The organism is Spirochaetota bacterium (assembly GCA_017999915.1).
GTDB lineage: Bacteria > Spirochaetota > UBA4802 > UBA4802 > UBA5550 > RBG-16-49-21.
The window spans coordinates 18,365-33,715 of the sequence record JAGNKX010000021.1 but is presented as its reverse complement, the minus strand read 5'-3'; the positions used below and the strand labels follow the sequence as shown (position 1 = coordinate 33,715).

Genomic DNA, 15,351 nt, shown 5'->3' with positions numbered 1-15,351 from the left:
TGTATCACCGCGATTATTACCGGACTGAATAATTCGGCGACAACCGCGCACCATGAATATAGTTATCCTTAACGGCAACCCCGACCCGAAGCGCAAGGACCTTGACCGCTACATTGCGTCGCTGGGGTCAGGGCTTACCGCCAGGGGCCATTCATTCCAGGCCTACCTGCTCAGGGAGCTGGACATCCGCTACTGCATCGGGTGCTGGACCTGCTGGGTCACAACGCCGGGGCTCTGCGTGCACAGGGACGACATGGCCGTGATATATAAAAGCGTCATGGCGGCGGACCTGGTCCTGTTCGCGTCGCCGGTCATCATGGGATTCGTGAGCGCCCTGCTCAAGCGCGCCAACGAACGGTTCATCCCCCTTATCCATCCTTACCTCGCCCTGGTCGAGGGGGAATGCCACCACAGGGGACGATACGACCGCTATCCCGGCATCGGCCTTCTCCTGCAAAGGGGGACCGACACCGACGACGAAGACATTGCCATCATTACCGATATATACCGCCGTGAGGCCATCAACTTCAGGACATCCTTCCGATGCGCCTTCACGACGGACCGGCCCGTTTCGGAGGTGACTCATGCGATTGCTGATCTGTAACGGGTCACCCCGCGGCAAGGGGGGAAACACGGCCCTGCTGCTGAAGCATTTCACCGACGGCTTCGCGGCCTACCCGGAGAATACCTTCGAGGTGGCCTATCTCCAGCGGGTCAAGGAGTATGCCTCCATCGCGGAAAAAGCCCGCGCTGCCGGCGCGGTCATCATCGCCTTTCCGCTTTACGCCGATTCCATGCCGGCCATAGTCAAGGACTTCATCGAAACCCTGGGGTCTGAGCAGCCCAAAGGCCGCGCGTCAAAGAAACAAAAGGAATTCCCGCCCATAGGGTTCATCGTGCAGTCCGGCTTTCCCGAAGCGATCCATTCGCGCTACGTGGAGCGCTACCTGGAAAAGCTGGCCCGGCGGCTGAACGGACGCTACATCGGAACGATCATCAAGGGCGGCGTCGAGGGCATACAGGAAAAGCCGGATTTTCTCAATAAGAGGCTATTCATGGCCTTTCGCAGCCTGGGCCGCCATTTCGGCGTCACCAAGGAGTTCCATCCAATAATAATGAAAAAGCTCGCCGGGATGGAGAGATTCTCCCCTGTCGGCAGATTCTTCATCAGGCTCCTGCTGCACACCGGCCTTGCTGACAGCGGTTGGATCAAGCCCCTGAAGCAGAACGGCGCCTATGAGCGCCGCTTCGACAAACCCTATCAGTCCTGATATAAATCCGGCGGCAATGACCGGCATGACAGAGTTTCCCCTGTATTTCTATTGACAGATCATTACTCGGAAGTTATTACCTTTACCTATCCTCGATAAGTGAAGGAAGCCGATGCCTTTCTGCACCCACCCGATGGAAGCCTTCGGATTCAATCAAAGGCGAATTTGAGAACATCATGCTGGCATACAGCGAGACCCAGGAGCTTCGCACCATGGCACAAAAGAGTTCTTTCCAGAGCATTAAACCGCGGGGCGCCATAAAACTGATATGGCTGATTCCCTCGCTCATCATCGGCATCCTCGCCTTTTACTTTTTTTTGTACCCATACCTGACACCGGATAAAATCCGCGGCAGCGTCCTATCGGTGACCATGGCGCCGTCGAAAGAAGGGCCTCCCCTCCTCTGGATCGTGGCCGACGGCTCCTTCAAATATGTACAATCGACCAAAACACCGGGGCGCACGTCGATCGGAACGAAATGCCTTTTCTGCAAGACCTGGACCTATGTGTACGATCCGGCCCGGGAAAAGGTCATTCATAAGATTGAAACGGAGCAGGATGATATTGTCTTAATGCTGGAGTCAACCTACGCCGGCGGAAAGGTCTGGATCATCACGGGCGGGTATGGCAAAAACGAGCCCCGCGTCGAAGCCTACGACGCGGCCACTGCGCAATTGATCATGGACACAAGGACATTTACTTCCCGATATCCTCTCCTGAAAGGGAGGCTTGCAAACATTTACTATAACGATAAAGAAAAGACTCTCTCCATCAACACCAGGGACGGGCTGCAGGGAGTGAAATACTGTCTTGAGACAGGGGTCCTGTACAGGGGCCAGGGGGAATGGAGAGATGAGATCATCAAGGACAGGACCCCTGATTCGGTGGCCGTCATGGCCAGAGACGACAGCGGCGGGCCCCGGAAAAAATTGGTCCTGGTTTCCGGTCCCCGGGGAAAGCTGGCGGATAACGCTTCAAGCCTTGAAATCTACGCGGCCAGCGAGAGCAGCCTTCGTTTTTTCACCGGCGCGACGGGAAAACAGCTCACGGAAAAAATCTTCCTCGAAGGGATCATCTACCACCAGGACAAAGAATGCGCCATCATCATGTACCTCGACCAGATCGGGAAAAAGGCGAACCGCCTCATGGACTGTTACGACCTGGCCACCGGCAGCCGCCTGTGGACCGTAACTCCCGACCGGATGTTCAGCAAGATGAAGATCGATGAAGAGGATGACTCCTTTTCGAGCCACTTTTTCACCAAGGACAACATCAAGGTCAGGCGATTGGGCGGACTGGTGGTGCTCCAGCTGAAGGGCGTGGGGCTGATGGGGTATGATTACAAGACCGGAAAAAGTCTCTGGACTATTAAAATTTAAACATTTCACAAATTTAAAAAAAACACAGGATCAGTGGCACTCTTTGAGGGGAAAAACGTTGTATAGGTCAGCAGGAGATTAATTCCTGCGGAATATCAACTTTTTCTCTGATGGGAGGAACACATGAAGATAAGAATCATAGCAGTATCGCTACTGGCCGGGACAGCCATTGTTATGGCCGGGTGCGAGAAATCCGAAAAGAATGACAACAATACCGGACTGGCCCTGCTGGCCGTCATGGCATCGTCATCGGGAGACACCATCGCGGAGATGTCCCAGGCGTCCCTGGACACGGTCAATGACAGCCTGGCGGACATCAACACGTCAGGACAGACGAGCCTGTCATACAACGTCACGTACCCCGGATCGTGGCAGGCAAATCCCACGATTGATGAGCGTATCCTCATGGCGGAGGGGAACATGATGGAGCCTTTTTCAGCGAAAGCCGCTACAGCCACCTGCCCCGGCGGCGGATCCGTTGAGGTGACCGACACCGCGGCCACATGGAATTCGAGCAATACCGCATTCTATGTCGCGAGGACATTCAGTGACTGCACCGGCCCCTTTGGCTTCTTCAAGGTGAGCGGCTCCGGCCTCCTCTCCTGGTCCGGCATGGCCAGCGCTACCGGATCGGCCAAGCTCCAGGCCGGCTCCAAAGTCGAGCAGGCGCAGGTCAACAAGCGCTTCACCAGGAACGCCACCGGCGCATATATCAGCGTTGAAGGGAACGGCGGCGTCATTACCAACGGCACTCTCTCAGGCAAAGTGGCCCACACGGTGAACTGGAGCGCCGTGAGCGGCTCATCGAGGACCTTCACCATAGCAACGGACCTTACACGGAAAGGCTACAGCGGCCTGGGGACCCTACTGTTCGAGCATCACGTGACGACACCGACAGCCCTCAATGTCACGGCTGATACATCCGCGGGCACCAGGACCGTGTCAGGAAGCGTCCAGGTTGAGCACGTCAGGACCGGGGCCATAGTTACCACTACCTTCAGCAGTCTCGTCATACCGATGAGCACATGCTCACCGACCTCGGGCACCGCCACAGTGGCCATATCGGGGTACTGGGACGGCAGCGGCACCATTACCTATACAGGCAACGGTTTGGCCAACTACACCTATTCATATTCCAACGAACGCGGAAGGACGGTCACCGGCCAGGGCTCCTTTGTCGTGTCAGGGTGCCAATAACAACACCGGTGAGATCTCATTACGAAGTTATTCCTCCCCTGTCGGGGGAGGAATAACTTTTATCATAAGTTGACAAGCCTTCTCCGGTAAATCATTAAAATCAAATTGACAATCCATTCAACTACGAGCTGTAATGAACCAGGCGGGATACCGCCGCATTTCATGAGCGCAATTGTTATCCTCAATGATCGACAATAAGCTTTTAAGCGACATCTACGACCGCCATCACCACGAGCTCTTCATCTATATCTGCGGGTTCACGCGAATGCCGGAGCTGGCGGAGGATTTCCTCCATGACGCCTTCGTGCGTCTCATCCGCTATTCAGAGAAGTATCCCCTCGATGAAAGCAACATCCGGGCCTTCCTGTACCGGACCGCCCGGAATATCTGCATCGACCACGCCCGGAGGAACAGAAAAGTGGAGATGACGGCCCTGGCGGATAATACCGAGTCCCCGGGCACCGATCCGCAGGAAGCCATGGAAATGAAAGAGCTGCGCCGCACGGTCAACTCACTGGTGGACGCCCGGGACGCTGAATCCAAGTCAGTGTACCTGATGAGGACCGAACTGGAGATGCCCTACGAGGAAATAGCCGGCGCCCTGGGAATATCAGTGCGGACGGCCAAAAGGAAGATGCGCTCCATGGTGGAATACCTGGCCGATACCCTGGAAAAGGCCGGATTCAAGCTATTAGTCCTGTTTATGCTGGCACTACTGGCGATTTTGATCGTTATATATAAATGATGAGGGGCATGACCAGTGACACGGCACATATCAAATAGGGACCTCGCGGCGCTCATTGCCGGGACAGCCGGTGACCGGTCACGAAGCCGTGTGAGCAAGCACCTGGAAGAGTGCGTCCAGTGCAGGGCCCGCCATGACAGGATCCTCGCAGCCATAGCGCCGCGTTACCGCGATCTGCGGGCAAGCGACGCCGCCTGGATCAGGGTCATTCGCTCCTGGGAAAAACTTGCCCGGGAGGGATCATCCCCTGCCCCATCACGCCTCCGCTCCTTCCTGGCCTTCCATCCGCGGTCTGTCATTGCCGCGTCCCTGGCCCTGGCCGCGTCTGTAGCAGTTATATCTGTCCTGTTGATCCGAACACCGACAGAGCCGCCACGGCCTTATCTTTCCGCGGTCCAGCTCGACAGGGGTGTCACCATTGACGGCAAGTCCCCCGGTGAACTGCCCCGGGTCTACGGAGGAAGCGCCGTCAGCCTCCCGGACAAAACCATGGCGCGCCTGGTCCACGGCCGCAATTTTTCCATAACCCTTATCGGTCCGGGCGCTTTTTCAATCAGACGCTTCGCATCCGGGACATCTTCAAATCGAATGGATATTGAATGCGCCCTCGATCAGGGGATGCTAATATCCTCCAGCACGGGCGGCATCTCCTACTCCTATACCACGCCGGGGGCCCGGGTGGAGCCTGTCGGCACGGAATTCCTCCTGCAATCTGCCGGCGGAAAAACCCTGGTTGTCATGAAAAGCGGAAGCGTCCGAGTGAAGCCGGTCCAATCGGCTGAAACAGTGACGGTCACTGCCGGCAATAAATGCATGGTCGCGGAAAAAGCCGAGATCAGGAAAGCCGAAATTGAAGATTTGAAGATATTCGGGAACATCGATCAGCTCCGGGCCGGGGCTTTCAAGCAGCGGCTCCTGAATTCAAAGCCAATTGATAGAGAGGTAAAATTCCATGGAGGACCCGCCGCGGATTCCGGAAAATCCCGGAGCGATAACAATCAGGGGACATTAACAGCACCGGATGGAGAGAACAAAAATCAAAGGAACATGATCCGAAGGGATTCAATCGATAATCCCGCAAAACCCGGCCTGAAAGAACAGGGGCGGATAAATAAGCAGAAGAAGGTTATCAGGGAAACACGGAAAGCTATACGGCAGCAAAGAAGGGCATTGAGGTAGGATAGCTATATTACAGATGAGGGTGTAGCTCTGACACCATTTCTGAACGGCTGTTTACCGATAACTATCGGCGCAAATAATAAATTTTATTCTGACACCTTAATTATGAATAAAGAGTACCGATAACAATCGGTCTTTTTATGATTTACTCTGACACCGCCATATTCATGGCCCGATTTTCTGGACAATAAAAAAATATTGACCATACAGAACAATCCTTATTTATTGATTGTTATCGTCCAACATCCGGAAAATACAATGTCTACCGATAACTATCAGAGCCTGTATAAAACCGAAGCCGCCCTGCCGGGAAAACAGAACAACTACGAGACCGCCTACAGGGAAGCGGCGGACCAGCTGTCACCGATAACTATCGGTGATATCGCCCTCAGGAGCGGCGCCATGGTCACCGAAACAGGCCCAGGCAAAGCCCTGGTCCTGCCCTTTATCGGGGAGAGCCTCCTGGTTACCCACCCTGACATTACAGTCATCCACAGGGACGGGGATAAAGAAGTCCCCATGTGGGAAAAGATCCTGGCGCTCCACTACCTTGTCCGCGCCAATGGCGCACCGGCCCGGTGCGACCAGGTAACCTTCAAACAGCTGGAGGGAGGGCTCGGCTACTATCCGGCGTTTGAGCGCCGAAGCATAACTCCGCTCCTGGAGGCCTTCGGCAACGATATGGACAGGCTTATGGAGACTGGACTGGCGGCCGGTGGCATCCGGTCATCCCTTGGCGACCATGGCCTTCTCTTCAGGGCTTTCCCGAAGGTTGATGTAACCTTTTTATTCTGGAAAGGCGATGACGAATTTCCCCCTTCGGGGAGCGTGGTCTTCGATTCGTCCATATCGGGTTATCTGTCCACCGAGGACGTGGCGGTCCTCTGCAACATGATCGCGGTCAGGATACTGAAAACGCCCCTGCCCTAGTCTTATACTTGTCACTTTTTGCCGGAGCCGGCGATCAGGTCCTTCATTTTTATCTCCGGATGATGGTAGCGCTCATAGGCCGGCGTTTTCTTTCCGAACTGTATCGCCTCCTGCGGACACCACTGGATGCAGGCGAGGCACTGCTCGCAATGATGGAGCCAATCAGGCCTGTCATTCTTCATGGCGATATTGTCCACGGGACATAGCTTCGCGCAAAGGGCGCAGCCGTTGCACTTGTCATCGGTCCAGAAATCCTTGTCCATCTTCGGGACCATGGTATAGGTCATTTTATAAAGGGCGGTGAATATGATCCGTTGCCACAGGGGGCCCTTTTCTATATGGCCTGATTCGTTTCCCTTGATGATAGCGGCTGCCCGCTTTATCTTTTCCCCCGCCTCCCGGTGCATCTCCCGGAGCTTTTCGGCAGGTCCCGGCCCTCCCCAGGGGATGTAGTTGCTCGGGAGCATGATATCGAAGCCCGCCGACAGGGTCATGCCGCGGGAGGCCAGCAGCTTCTTAAGCTGCACCAGGGTGCGGGCCACCTGGCCCGCGTTCACGGCAAAGGCGAAGTAGTATTTTTTCGGGTCCGCGGTCATTTTTTCTATGAACCGCATGGCGAGGGAGGGAACGCCCCACATGTGCACCGGAAAGACCAGACCCACGGCGTCGGCTCCGGCCGATTCATTGTCATTATCCGCGTAGGCCATGGGAATGAGCCGCGCATCGCCGATCTCGGCGGCCGCGGCGCGGGCGGTCCAGAGAGAGTTGCCGGTTCCGGTGTAGTAATAAATCACTGTTTTCATGGTCCCCTCTAAAACGGAAAATTATCATCTCTACAAATAAAAGATCCCTGTTCATCCCCCATGTCCACTAAAAATTGCATGATTTCCGGATTTCCTTCTGGACAGGGCACTCTCCGTTTCTATCCTTACAATCAAAAGGCGCATCGCTCCGCGATAAACCGCGCCCGGAGAAGAGATGTGAAACTCGCTGTTACCGGAAAGGGCGGCGTCGGCAAAACAACGACCGCCGCCCTGATAATCAGGCACCTCGCCAGGCATGGGAAGCGTGTCATCGCCATCGACGCGGACCCTGACGCGAACCTCGCTTCCGCCCTCGGATTCAAGGATACCGGCGCAATCGTTCCCATAGCCGACATGGAGGCCCTGGTGGAGGAGCGAACCGGCGCAAAGCCGGGACAGTCCGGGTCCTTCTTCACGATAAACCCCAGGGTGGACGACCTGCCGGAAAAGCTCTGGCTGGAAAAAGGATCGATACGCCTCATGGTCATGGGCACGGTCAAGAAAGGGGGCGGCGGGTGCGTGTGCCCGGAGAGCACCCTCTTGAAGAACCTGATATCCCACGTGGTCTTTTACCGCGACGACGTGGTGGTGATGGACATGGAGGCCGGCATCGAGCACCTGGGCCGCGGCACCGCCACGGCCGTGGACATGGTCATCGTGGTGGTGGAGCCCGGGCGGCGCAGCGTCGAAACGGCGGAGAAGATCAGGAAGCTCGCCGCCGATCTCGGCATCGGGCGCATCGGAGTGGTGGGGAACAAGGTCCGCGGCGACGCTGACAGGGCCTTTATCCGTGAAAGCCTTCCCGCCATGAGGATACTGGGGTTCATACCTTTCGACGAGAGATTGATAGAGGCTGACATGGAGGGACACGAAGCGCCCCCGGAGATGGACGAAGCCATAGGTGATATATTGAAGCAGATAGTCACCGCCAACCGATGACGCGGCCGCGGCCCCCGCGCTACTCGAAGTAGAGGGCCCGGGCGTTCTCCGACTCCCACACGATCACGGAGACCATGGCAATGCCCGCGGGAAGCCCCTCCTTCATCTGGTGATAGATATGGCGCGCGATTATTTCGGAGCTCGGGTTCTCTCCCCGGAGCCCGGCCACATCGTTCAGCATCACGTGGTCCAGCGGGTCGATGGTCTTTTTCAGGAGCTTCTTCAAATCTGAAAAATCCATGAGGAGCCCGATATCATTAAGGGTCTCTCCCTGCACCGTCACTTCCACCCTCCAGTTGTGGCCATGGACGGCCTCGCACTTGCCCTTGTACCCCTTGAGCTGGTGGGCCGAAGAAAAGTAATCATGAACTGTTAGCTGAAACATCGATCTTACGCCTCCACGTGGGCTGTTCTGAGCTGCTGGCTGTTCTCAAGGGAAAGAAAATCCTCGTCGAAGGAATACCACACGATACCGTAATCCTTACGGAAATCCTTCACGTCGTCGCCGACGAACCTTCCGTCGATGAGGCAGTGCTTCATGAAATCCGCGATCATCTCCATCTCGCGCTCCTGCATGCCGAAGCGCGTCATCTCCTGCACGCCGATGCGGACGCCGCTGGGATTGCTCACCTTCCCCAGCGGATCATGGGGCAGAAGGTTCATGTTCAGGATGATGCTGTTGTCCTTCAGGACGCGGCTCACCTCGTCGCCGCCGCCGAGCTCCCTGACGTTGACCGCCACCTGGTGGCTCTCGGTAAAGCCGAACTCCTTCGCCTCGACGGAGAACCCCCTGTTATCCAGCGCCGCGGCCAGGGCCCTGGCGTTCTTGATCACCTGGTCGGCATAGGCCTCGCCGAATACCATGAATTCGAAGGTCGTCACCGCCAGGGCCACCAGGGTGTCAAGGTGGTGGTTGCTGGAGCTGCCGGGGAATGCCCCCTTGTCTATCTTCGACCAGTCAGAGTCCTTCATGTTGCTGAAGATGATGCCCCGCTGGGAGCCGAAGAAGGTCTTGTGCGTGCTGGCGTTCACCACGTGGGCGCCCTCCCGGAGCGGATTGTGGAAGCGCTTCCCCGCGATGAGGCCCAGCACATGGGCCGCGTCGTATATGAGGATAATGCCGTTGTCGCGGCAGATGGGGGCCAGCTCCTTCACCGGGTCAGGAAAGAGATAGAGGCTCTTCCCCATGATCATGACCTTTACCGGCACCTTCTGCAATATATTGATAGTCTCCTTCACATCTATATGGTATCCGTCGGGCGTGAGGGGAAAATTGATGATGTTCGACGAGTACTTTCCCACTGACCCGTGGCGGTGATGGCTGATATGGCCGCCGCCCGACGTTGAGTTCACCATGACGATATCGCCGGGCCTGATATACCGGCTGAAAACGGCGTCATTGGCCACGGTGCCGGACACGGGACGCACGTCCAGGTGCTTGCAGTCCAGGAGGGACTTCAGGTGCTGCTTCACCCTCGCCTCGATCTCGTCGATGATCTCCGTGCCCTGGTAATAGCGCTCCCCAGGGTGCCCCTCTGCGTAGCGGTGGCAGAAATCGGACCCCATTACGCCCCGGGCGCGCTTGCTCATCACGTTCTCGCTGGCTATGAGGTTGATGGTGCTCAGGCGCCACTGGTTCTGCGTCCTGACAAGCTCTTCAATGCGCTCGATGTTACGCTGGTATATCATGGCGGCCCCCTCCGATTGTAGAGCAGGATATCCGGTAGATACTAAGTTACTAATGGTTTTACCGGTAAGTCAACCAGAAAGAGCCATCAGCCTAAAAAAGATAGGCCTGGATACGGGATATGCAATTCCAATAAAAAACCGATTTTTTATAAAAATATCCCCAATTTTTTGTATTGACAGGCAGGCGGCATCCAATTAAAAGATTCATCAATCGGGCAATTAGCTCAGTCGGTTAGAGCGCCTGCCTCACATGCAGGAGGTCGATGGTTCGAGTCCATTATTGCCCACAGGAAAGAGCCCTCGTAAAAGCGGGGGCTTTTTTATTTAATCCGCAAAGAGAACAGATGAGGCGATCACGAACTGCGCCGCGTAGTAGAGGACGTGATTCATAACAACATATACCGGCGTGTTTTTTCCCTCGCCGAAATACGTTCCGGAAAGCATAAAGTCGGAGAGTAAAAATAACACCCCGCCGATTGACATGACTATCCAGACCGTTTCGCCTGTTACAACTGCCGCCACAATAGACGATGCGGCCATTGCCATCAAAATAAAGCCGTATATGAAACAGGTGGGCTTGAACTTACCGTAAATCAATTTCATGGGTTTTTCCAACGCCACTGTCGCTGCCGCGCCGATGAGCGCCGGCGCTATTGACAGCACAAGCGTTACTGGTGTCCAGTTATAATGCGAGAATATCGCCGCCAAAAAGAAGAGGTGACCCACAAAGAAGGAATAGAACCCGGCGTAGAGATACGCATCCCTGTCCTGGAGATAAATATATTTAAGGTCCAGCCAGATGTCTCCCAGAAGACCGCAGACAAGGCCGATAATAATAAGGAGGCCGTAGCTAAGCGCCATTGAGTTCACGGCAAGCGCCGCACAGGCCGTTGATATGAAAAATACGCTTGCGGCCGCCTTCGTGACAAGTACGGGCACGCTCACTTTTTTAACTCTCAACGCAATGAAAAGAATCGTTGTCACAATGCCGGGAATAAGTGCGATCCAGTATATGCCGATGCCAGCCATGTTTTTCCTCACTTAACCATCAATATATCATATTTTATTAAGGGATAAGTCATAATAATGCAAGCAGAATTAATCTTTTCTATACATCGCCATCATCGTATTTCCTTGACTTTGCATAATTATACCATTAACTAGTACTTCCGGATTAAGATAATAACAAGCAGGCAGAATCAGACACCAGTGGACAACCTGAGAACACACGGCAGCCCGCCCTTCTCCATCGCGGTCATCCATGGCGGCCCCGGGGCCGCAGGCGACATGGCGCCCGTGGCGGAAGAGCTATGCCGGGGCCACGGGGTCCTGGAGCCCCTGCAGACCAAATCGACCATAGACAGCCAGGTCCTGGAGCTGCTCGGCGTTTTGCGCCTGAAAGCGGAGCTCCCGGTAACCCTGATAGGCCATTCCTGGGGCGCCTGGCTTGCCTTTATCTTCGCCTCGCGATATCCCGAAATGATGAATAAATGCATCCTTGTCGGCGCCGGACCCTTCGAAGAGCGCTACGTTCCCGTCATGAATGAAACAAGACGAAAACGACTCACCGCCGGGGAACGACGTGAAGCCGAGACTTTGACCCTGGCCCTGGAGTCGCCCGGCGCGAAAAACAGGAAAGAGATATTGAAGAAGCTGGGCGACCTGATCGCCAGGGCGGATTCCTATGACCCGATCAGCATCGACAAAGAAACGACGGACCTTCGGCCCGGGATATTTCTGCCTGTGATGAAGGAAGCCCTGGAGCTTCGTAAAAGCGGGGCCCTCCTGGATATGGGGAAGAACATCACGTGCCCTGTTATTGCTATTCACGGAGATCATGATCCCCATCCCTACAGGGGAGTCATTGACCCCCTCTCGCGAAACATCAGGCTTTTTAAGCCGATCCTCCTCACACGCTGCGGCCATTACCCGTGGAAAGAACGACACGGCCGGGATGAGTTTTTTTCTATCCTGAATAGCGAACTCAGGTTTGCCTGATCCTGCATTATTTAATTTTTTTATTAAAATGAATGCTGCTTGAAATAATTCTATATATATTATACATGGGTGTATGTAATTCAGACTCAGGTGCCGGGAGGCCGGGTTCCCGTTTACATCCTACCAGGGGACTTTGCCGGGAGCGAAACGCTGGTTTCGCCACATCTCAATGTTAGATGCGAACACTACAAAGGCATGATCTGATTAATGGATAATTATTCAATACTCATTGTCGAAGACGAAGCCATCACCGCCCTCGATGTGAAGAACTTTCTCCTGGGCTTCGGCTTTAACGTCGTCGGCATCGTTTCCACCGGCGAAGAGGCCATCGAGCAGGCCGAGCGGATCCGCCCCGACATCATCCTCATGGACATCATCCTGGCCGGCAAGATCGACGGTATAGCCGCTTCCATGACCATAAAGGAGCGGTATGACATACCGGTCATTTACATGACGGGCAACGCCGATATCATGACCGTCAACAGGGCCCGCGAAACCGCTCCGTACGGCTATATCGTGAAGCCGATCAACCGCCAGAACCTCTACTCCACCATCGACACCGCCCTGCACCGCCACTACCTGGAAACCGAGCTGAAAAAGAAAAGAGAGGAGCTCGAGACGGCCAACGTGACCATGGAGGAGGGAAAGGAGCGTTACAAGAAGCTTTTCGACAACTCCGGGGACGCCATCCTCATCATGAAAAACAACGTTTTCGTGGATTGCAACAGGCGCACCATGGAAATCTTCGGCTGCGGCCAGGATGATATCATCGGGCACAGGTTTGATGAATTATCGTCGCCCCGCCAGCCGGACGGCGGAGATTCAGCGATGATGGGGGACGAAAAGATACATGCCGCCCTGGGCGGCATGCCCCAATACTTTGAATGGCTCCACTCCCGCAAGGACGGCAGCTCCTTCAACGCCGAAATCAGCCTTAATACGATCGAGCTGCGCTCGGGGATCCACCTCCAGGTCATCGTGCGGGACATCAGCGACCGGAAGCGGGCCGAGGCGGAAAAGGAGCGGATACAGGCCCAGCTCATCCAGGCGCAGAAGATGGAAGCCATCGGGACCCTGGCGGGCGGCATCGCCCACGACTTCAACAACATGCTCGGCGGCATCATCGGGAGCCTCAACCTGATAGACCTGCTGACGGAGAAGGAAAACCTGGTCCAGAAAGAGGCCCTCAGGAAATACCTGGATACGGCCATGGAATCGTCGCGCAGGGCAGCGGAAACCACCAAGCAGCTCCTTACCCTGTCGCGGCGCCAGGAGCTCAGCTTTGCGCCTGTTGACATCACCCAGTCCCTGAGGAACGTGCAGAAAATCTGCAAGAACAGCTTCCCGAAATCCATCAACCTTGATTTCATCATTCAGGACCTCCCCCTGATGGCCAACGCCGATTTCACCCAGGTCGAGCAGATCCTCCTCAACCTGTGCGTGAACGCTTCCCACGCCATGACCATCATGCGACCCGAAGGATCGAAGATGGGAGGATCGCTGACAGTGCAGGCCGCCAGGATAAAATGCGACGCGGAATTCTCCGCACTCCATCCCCAGGCGCAGACCGGCATCGATTATATCCGCATATCCGTAAGCGATACCGGAATCGGCATGAACGAGGACGTCCGCAAATGCATCTTTGAGCCTTTCTTCACCACCAAGGCCCAGGGGAGCGGCACCGGCCTCGGACTCGCCATGGTCTACAGCATCATCAACCAGCACACCGGTTTTATCGACGTTTATTCCGAAGAGGGCAGCGGCTCAACCTTCACGGTCTACCTTCCCGCCATTGAAGAAGGCGCCGTCCATGGCGTTTCCAAGGAAAAGCCCGACGGCATAATCCGCGGCGCCGGGCGCATCCTCGTCATTGACGATGAACCGGCCATCCTCCGCATCGCCCGGGGCATGCTCGAGCAGTGCGGCTACGAGGTCGTCACGGCCGACAATGGGAAAGAGGGTATCGCGATTTACGAGCAGGGGCCCGATCCCTTTGATGCCGTCGTTCTTGACCTCTCCATGCCGGGGATCTCCGGCCACGAAGTGCTGAAACGTCTCCGCGAGATCAACCCCTCGGTCAGGGTCCTGGTCACATCGGGCCTTGCCGAGGACGAGGAGATAAAAAAGATAACCTCCGGCGGCTACGGCGGCTTCATGCAGAAGCCCTATACTGCTGCCGAATTCTCATCCAATCTTAAAAATCTGCTTGCGCCGTAGATCATATCCGGAAAACTATCAACAGGAAATCCGGAAAAACAGCTCTCTAACACTGGAATAGAAAAAGGTGCGCAGGCAATGATACGCAGATGCGTTGAATCCGACTTTGAGGCCATGTTCGGCATCATCAACGACGCGGCCCAGGCCTACCGGGGCGTGATCCCCGGGGACCGGTGGCACGATCCCTACATGCCGCGGGAAGAGCTGCGTCGCGAAATCGAGGACGGCGTGCAATTCTGGGGTTATGATGAAAACGGAACTCTAATCGGAGTAATGGGGATCCAGGATGTGATCGACGTTACATTGATTCGCCATGCCTATGTTACAACGAAAGAGCGGAGGAAGGGCATCGGCGCAAAGCTCCTCTCGGAACTTGTCACGAAAACAGACAGGCCCCTCCTCATCGGGACCTGGGCCGACGCGTCATGGGCCATCAGCTTCTACCGGAAACACGGATTTCGTCTGGTCACGCCCGAAGAAAAAGACAGGCTCCTGAAAAAATACTGGAAGATACCGCCGCGGCAGGTGGAAACATCGGTTGTCCTTTCCGACCGATAATCCACCGACCGCAACAACGGCCTGCCATCGAAGCGCGGAGAATGCTACAGGCAGAGGATCTCGTCCTCGGTGAGGTCTTCCACCCTCACGATGTCGATGCCCTTGATCATGGCCGCCAGCTGCTTGGAAGAAATTTCCGGCATGGTCATGACGATGCGCCATCCCTTATCCTTGGTCCAGTTGAGGAATTTCCACGCGTAGCACTCCTTGCAGTGCACGGCCTTCTTTTCCAGGTAGGCATCTCCTGACAATCCTTCCAGCGGCGCATGCTGCGGACAATTGATGCTCCTGCAAAACGTTCCCGATTCGTATTTCTTATGCATGTGGCACCTCCCTTGCTTTTATATTTTGCCGGAAACCCTTTGTAATACGGGCGGTTCCCCATTCCCTGTCATCCATCATTCATTGCAATAAGAATCACAACCTTCAATCCTGAAATCCACCAT

General features: G+C 55.4%; 16 protein-coding genes and 1 tRNA gene. 12 read left to right on the top strand and 5 right to left on the bottom strand.

Annotated features, from left to right (window positions below; translation table 11 throughout):
* Positions 1–52 precede the first annotated feature (52 nt).
* The 7 genes from KA369_22315 to KA369_22285 all read left to right on the top strand — a co-directional run bounded on the left by KA369_22315 (position 53) and on the right by KA369_22285 (position 6,701).
* Positions 53–604, top strand: coding sequence for a flavodoxin family protein (locus KA369_22315; protein ID MBP7738726.1), 552 nt, complete (start codon positions 53–55; stop codon positions 602–604).
* The gene (locus KA369_22310; GenBank protein ID MBP7738725.1) at positions 585–1,271 is read left to right on the top strand and encodes an NAD(P)H-dependent oxidoreductase; all 687 of its coding nucleotides are present in this window, start codon (positions 585–587) and stop codon (positions 1,269–1,271) included. Before KA369_22315 ends, KA369_22310 begins: the two co-directional genes overlap by 20 nt.
* A gap of 176 nt (positions 1,272–1,447) precedes the next feature.
* The gene (locus KA369_22305; protein ID MBP7738724.1) at positions 1,448–2,650 is read left to right on the top strand and encodes a hypothetical protein; all 1,203 of its coding nucleotides are present in this window, start codon (positions 1,448–1,450) and stop codon (positions 2,648–2,650) included.
* A gap of 123 nt (positions 2,651–2,773) precedes the next feature.
* Positions 2,774–3,847, top strand: coding sequence for a hypothetical protein (locus KA369_22300; GenBank protein MBP7738723.1), 1,074 nt, complete (start codon positions 2,774–2,776; stop codon positions 3,845–3,847).
* Between the two features lie 184 nt (positions 3,848–4,031).
* Entirely contained in the window at positions 4,032–4,592 is a 561-nt protein-coding gene (locus KA369_22295; protein ID MBP7738722.1) for an RNA polymerase sigma factor, read from the top strand.
* Positions 4,593–4,607: 15 nt separating this feature from the next.
* Positions 4,608–5,771, top strand: coding sequence for a hypothetical protein (locus tag KA369_22290; protein ID MBP7738721.1), 1,164 nt, complete (start codon positions 4,608–4,610; stop codon positions 5,769–5,771).
* Positions 5,772–6,029: 258 nt separating this feature from the next.
* Positions 6,030–6,701: a DUF3786 domain-containing protein gene (locus KA369_22285; protein ID MBP7738720.1), complete on the top strand. Its 672-nt coding sequence runs from the start codon at positions 6,030–6,032 to the stop codon at positions 6,699–6,701.
* 11 nt (positions 6,702–6,712) lie between these two features.
* Here the strand turns inward: KA369_22285 and KA369_22280 are convergent, their stop codons facing one another.
* Entirely contained in the window at positions 6,713–7,504 is a 792-nt protein-coding gene (locus tag KA369_22280; protein ID MBP7738719.1) for an EFR1 family ferrodoxin, read from the bottom strand.
* Between the two features lie 177 nt (positions 7,505–7,681).
* Here KA369_22280 and KA369_22275 point away from each other — a divergent pair, with 177 nt between their 5' ends.
* Positions 7,682–8,443, top strand: a complete 762-nt coding sequence (locus KA369_22275) for an AAA family ATPase (protein MBP7738718.1) — start codon at positions 7,682–7,684, stop codon at positions 8,441–8,443.
* Positions 8,444–8,462: 19 nt separating this feature from the next.
* Here KA369_22275 and queD read toward each other — a convergent pair whose 3' ends face one another.
* Positions 8,463–8,828, bottom strand: coding sequence for a 6-carboxytetrahydropterin synthase QueD (gene queD, locus KA369_22270; GenBank protein ID MBP7738717.1), 366 nt, complete (start codon positions 8,826–8,828; stop codon positions 8,463–8,465).
* A gap of 5 nt (positions 8,829–8,833) precedes the next feature.
* On the bottom strand, positions 8,834–10,132 hold the full coding sequence (locus tag KA369_22265) for a serine hydroxymethyltransferase (protein MBP7738716.1): 1,299 nt from the start codon (positions 10,130–10,132) through the stop codon (positions 8,834–8,836).
* A gap of 213 nt (positions 10,133–10,345) precedes the next feature.
* Here KA369_22265 and KA369_22260 point away from each other — a divergent pair.
* Positions 10,346–10,419 (top strand) — tRNA-Val (locus tag KA369_22260).
* A gap of 37 nt (positions 10,420–10,456) precedes the next feature.
* Here the strand turns inward: KA369_22260 and KA369_22255 are convergent.
* On the bottom strand, positions 10,457–11,161 hold the full coding sequence (locus KA369_22255; GenBank protein MBP7738715.1) for a lysoplasmalogenase: 705 nt from the start codon (positions 11,159–11,161) through the stop codon (positions 10,457–10,459).
* Between the two features lie 258 nt (positions 11,162–11,419).
* Here KA369_22255 and KA369_22250 point away from each other — a divergent pair, with 258 nt between their 5' ends.
* From KA369_22250 to KA369_22240, 3 genes are all read left to right on the top strand, one after another.
* Complete coding sequence (locus KA369_22250) at positions 11,420–12,130, top strand: alpha/beta hydrolase (GenBank protein ID MBP7738714.1); 711 nt, start codon at positions 11,420–11,422, stop codon at positions 12,128–12,130.
* A 207-nt stretch (positions 12,131–12,337) separates the two neighbouring features.
* A complete protein-coding gene (locus tag KA369_22245) occupies positions 12,338–14,347 on the top strand; it encodes a response regulator (protein ID MBP7738713.1) in 2,010 nt (669 codons plus the stop codon).
* 78 nt (positions 14,348–14,425) lie between these two features.
* Positions 14,426–14,905, top strand: coding sequence for a GNAT family N-acetyltransferase (locus KA369_22240; GenBank protein ID MBP7738712.1), 480 nt, complete (start codon positions 14,426–14,428; stop codon positions 14,903–14,905).
* 44 nt (positions 14,906–14,949) lie between these two features.
* Here KA369_22240 and KA369_22235 read toward each other — a convergent pair whose 3' ends face one another.
* The gene (locus tag KA369_22235) at positions 14,950–15,228 is read right to left on the bottom strand and encodes a hypothetical protein (GenBank protein MBP7738711.1); all 279 of its coding nucleotides are present in this window, start codon (positions 15,226–15,228) and stop codon (positions 14,950–14,952) included.
* Positions 15,229–15,351 lie beyond the last annotated feature (123 nt).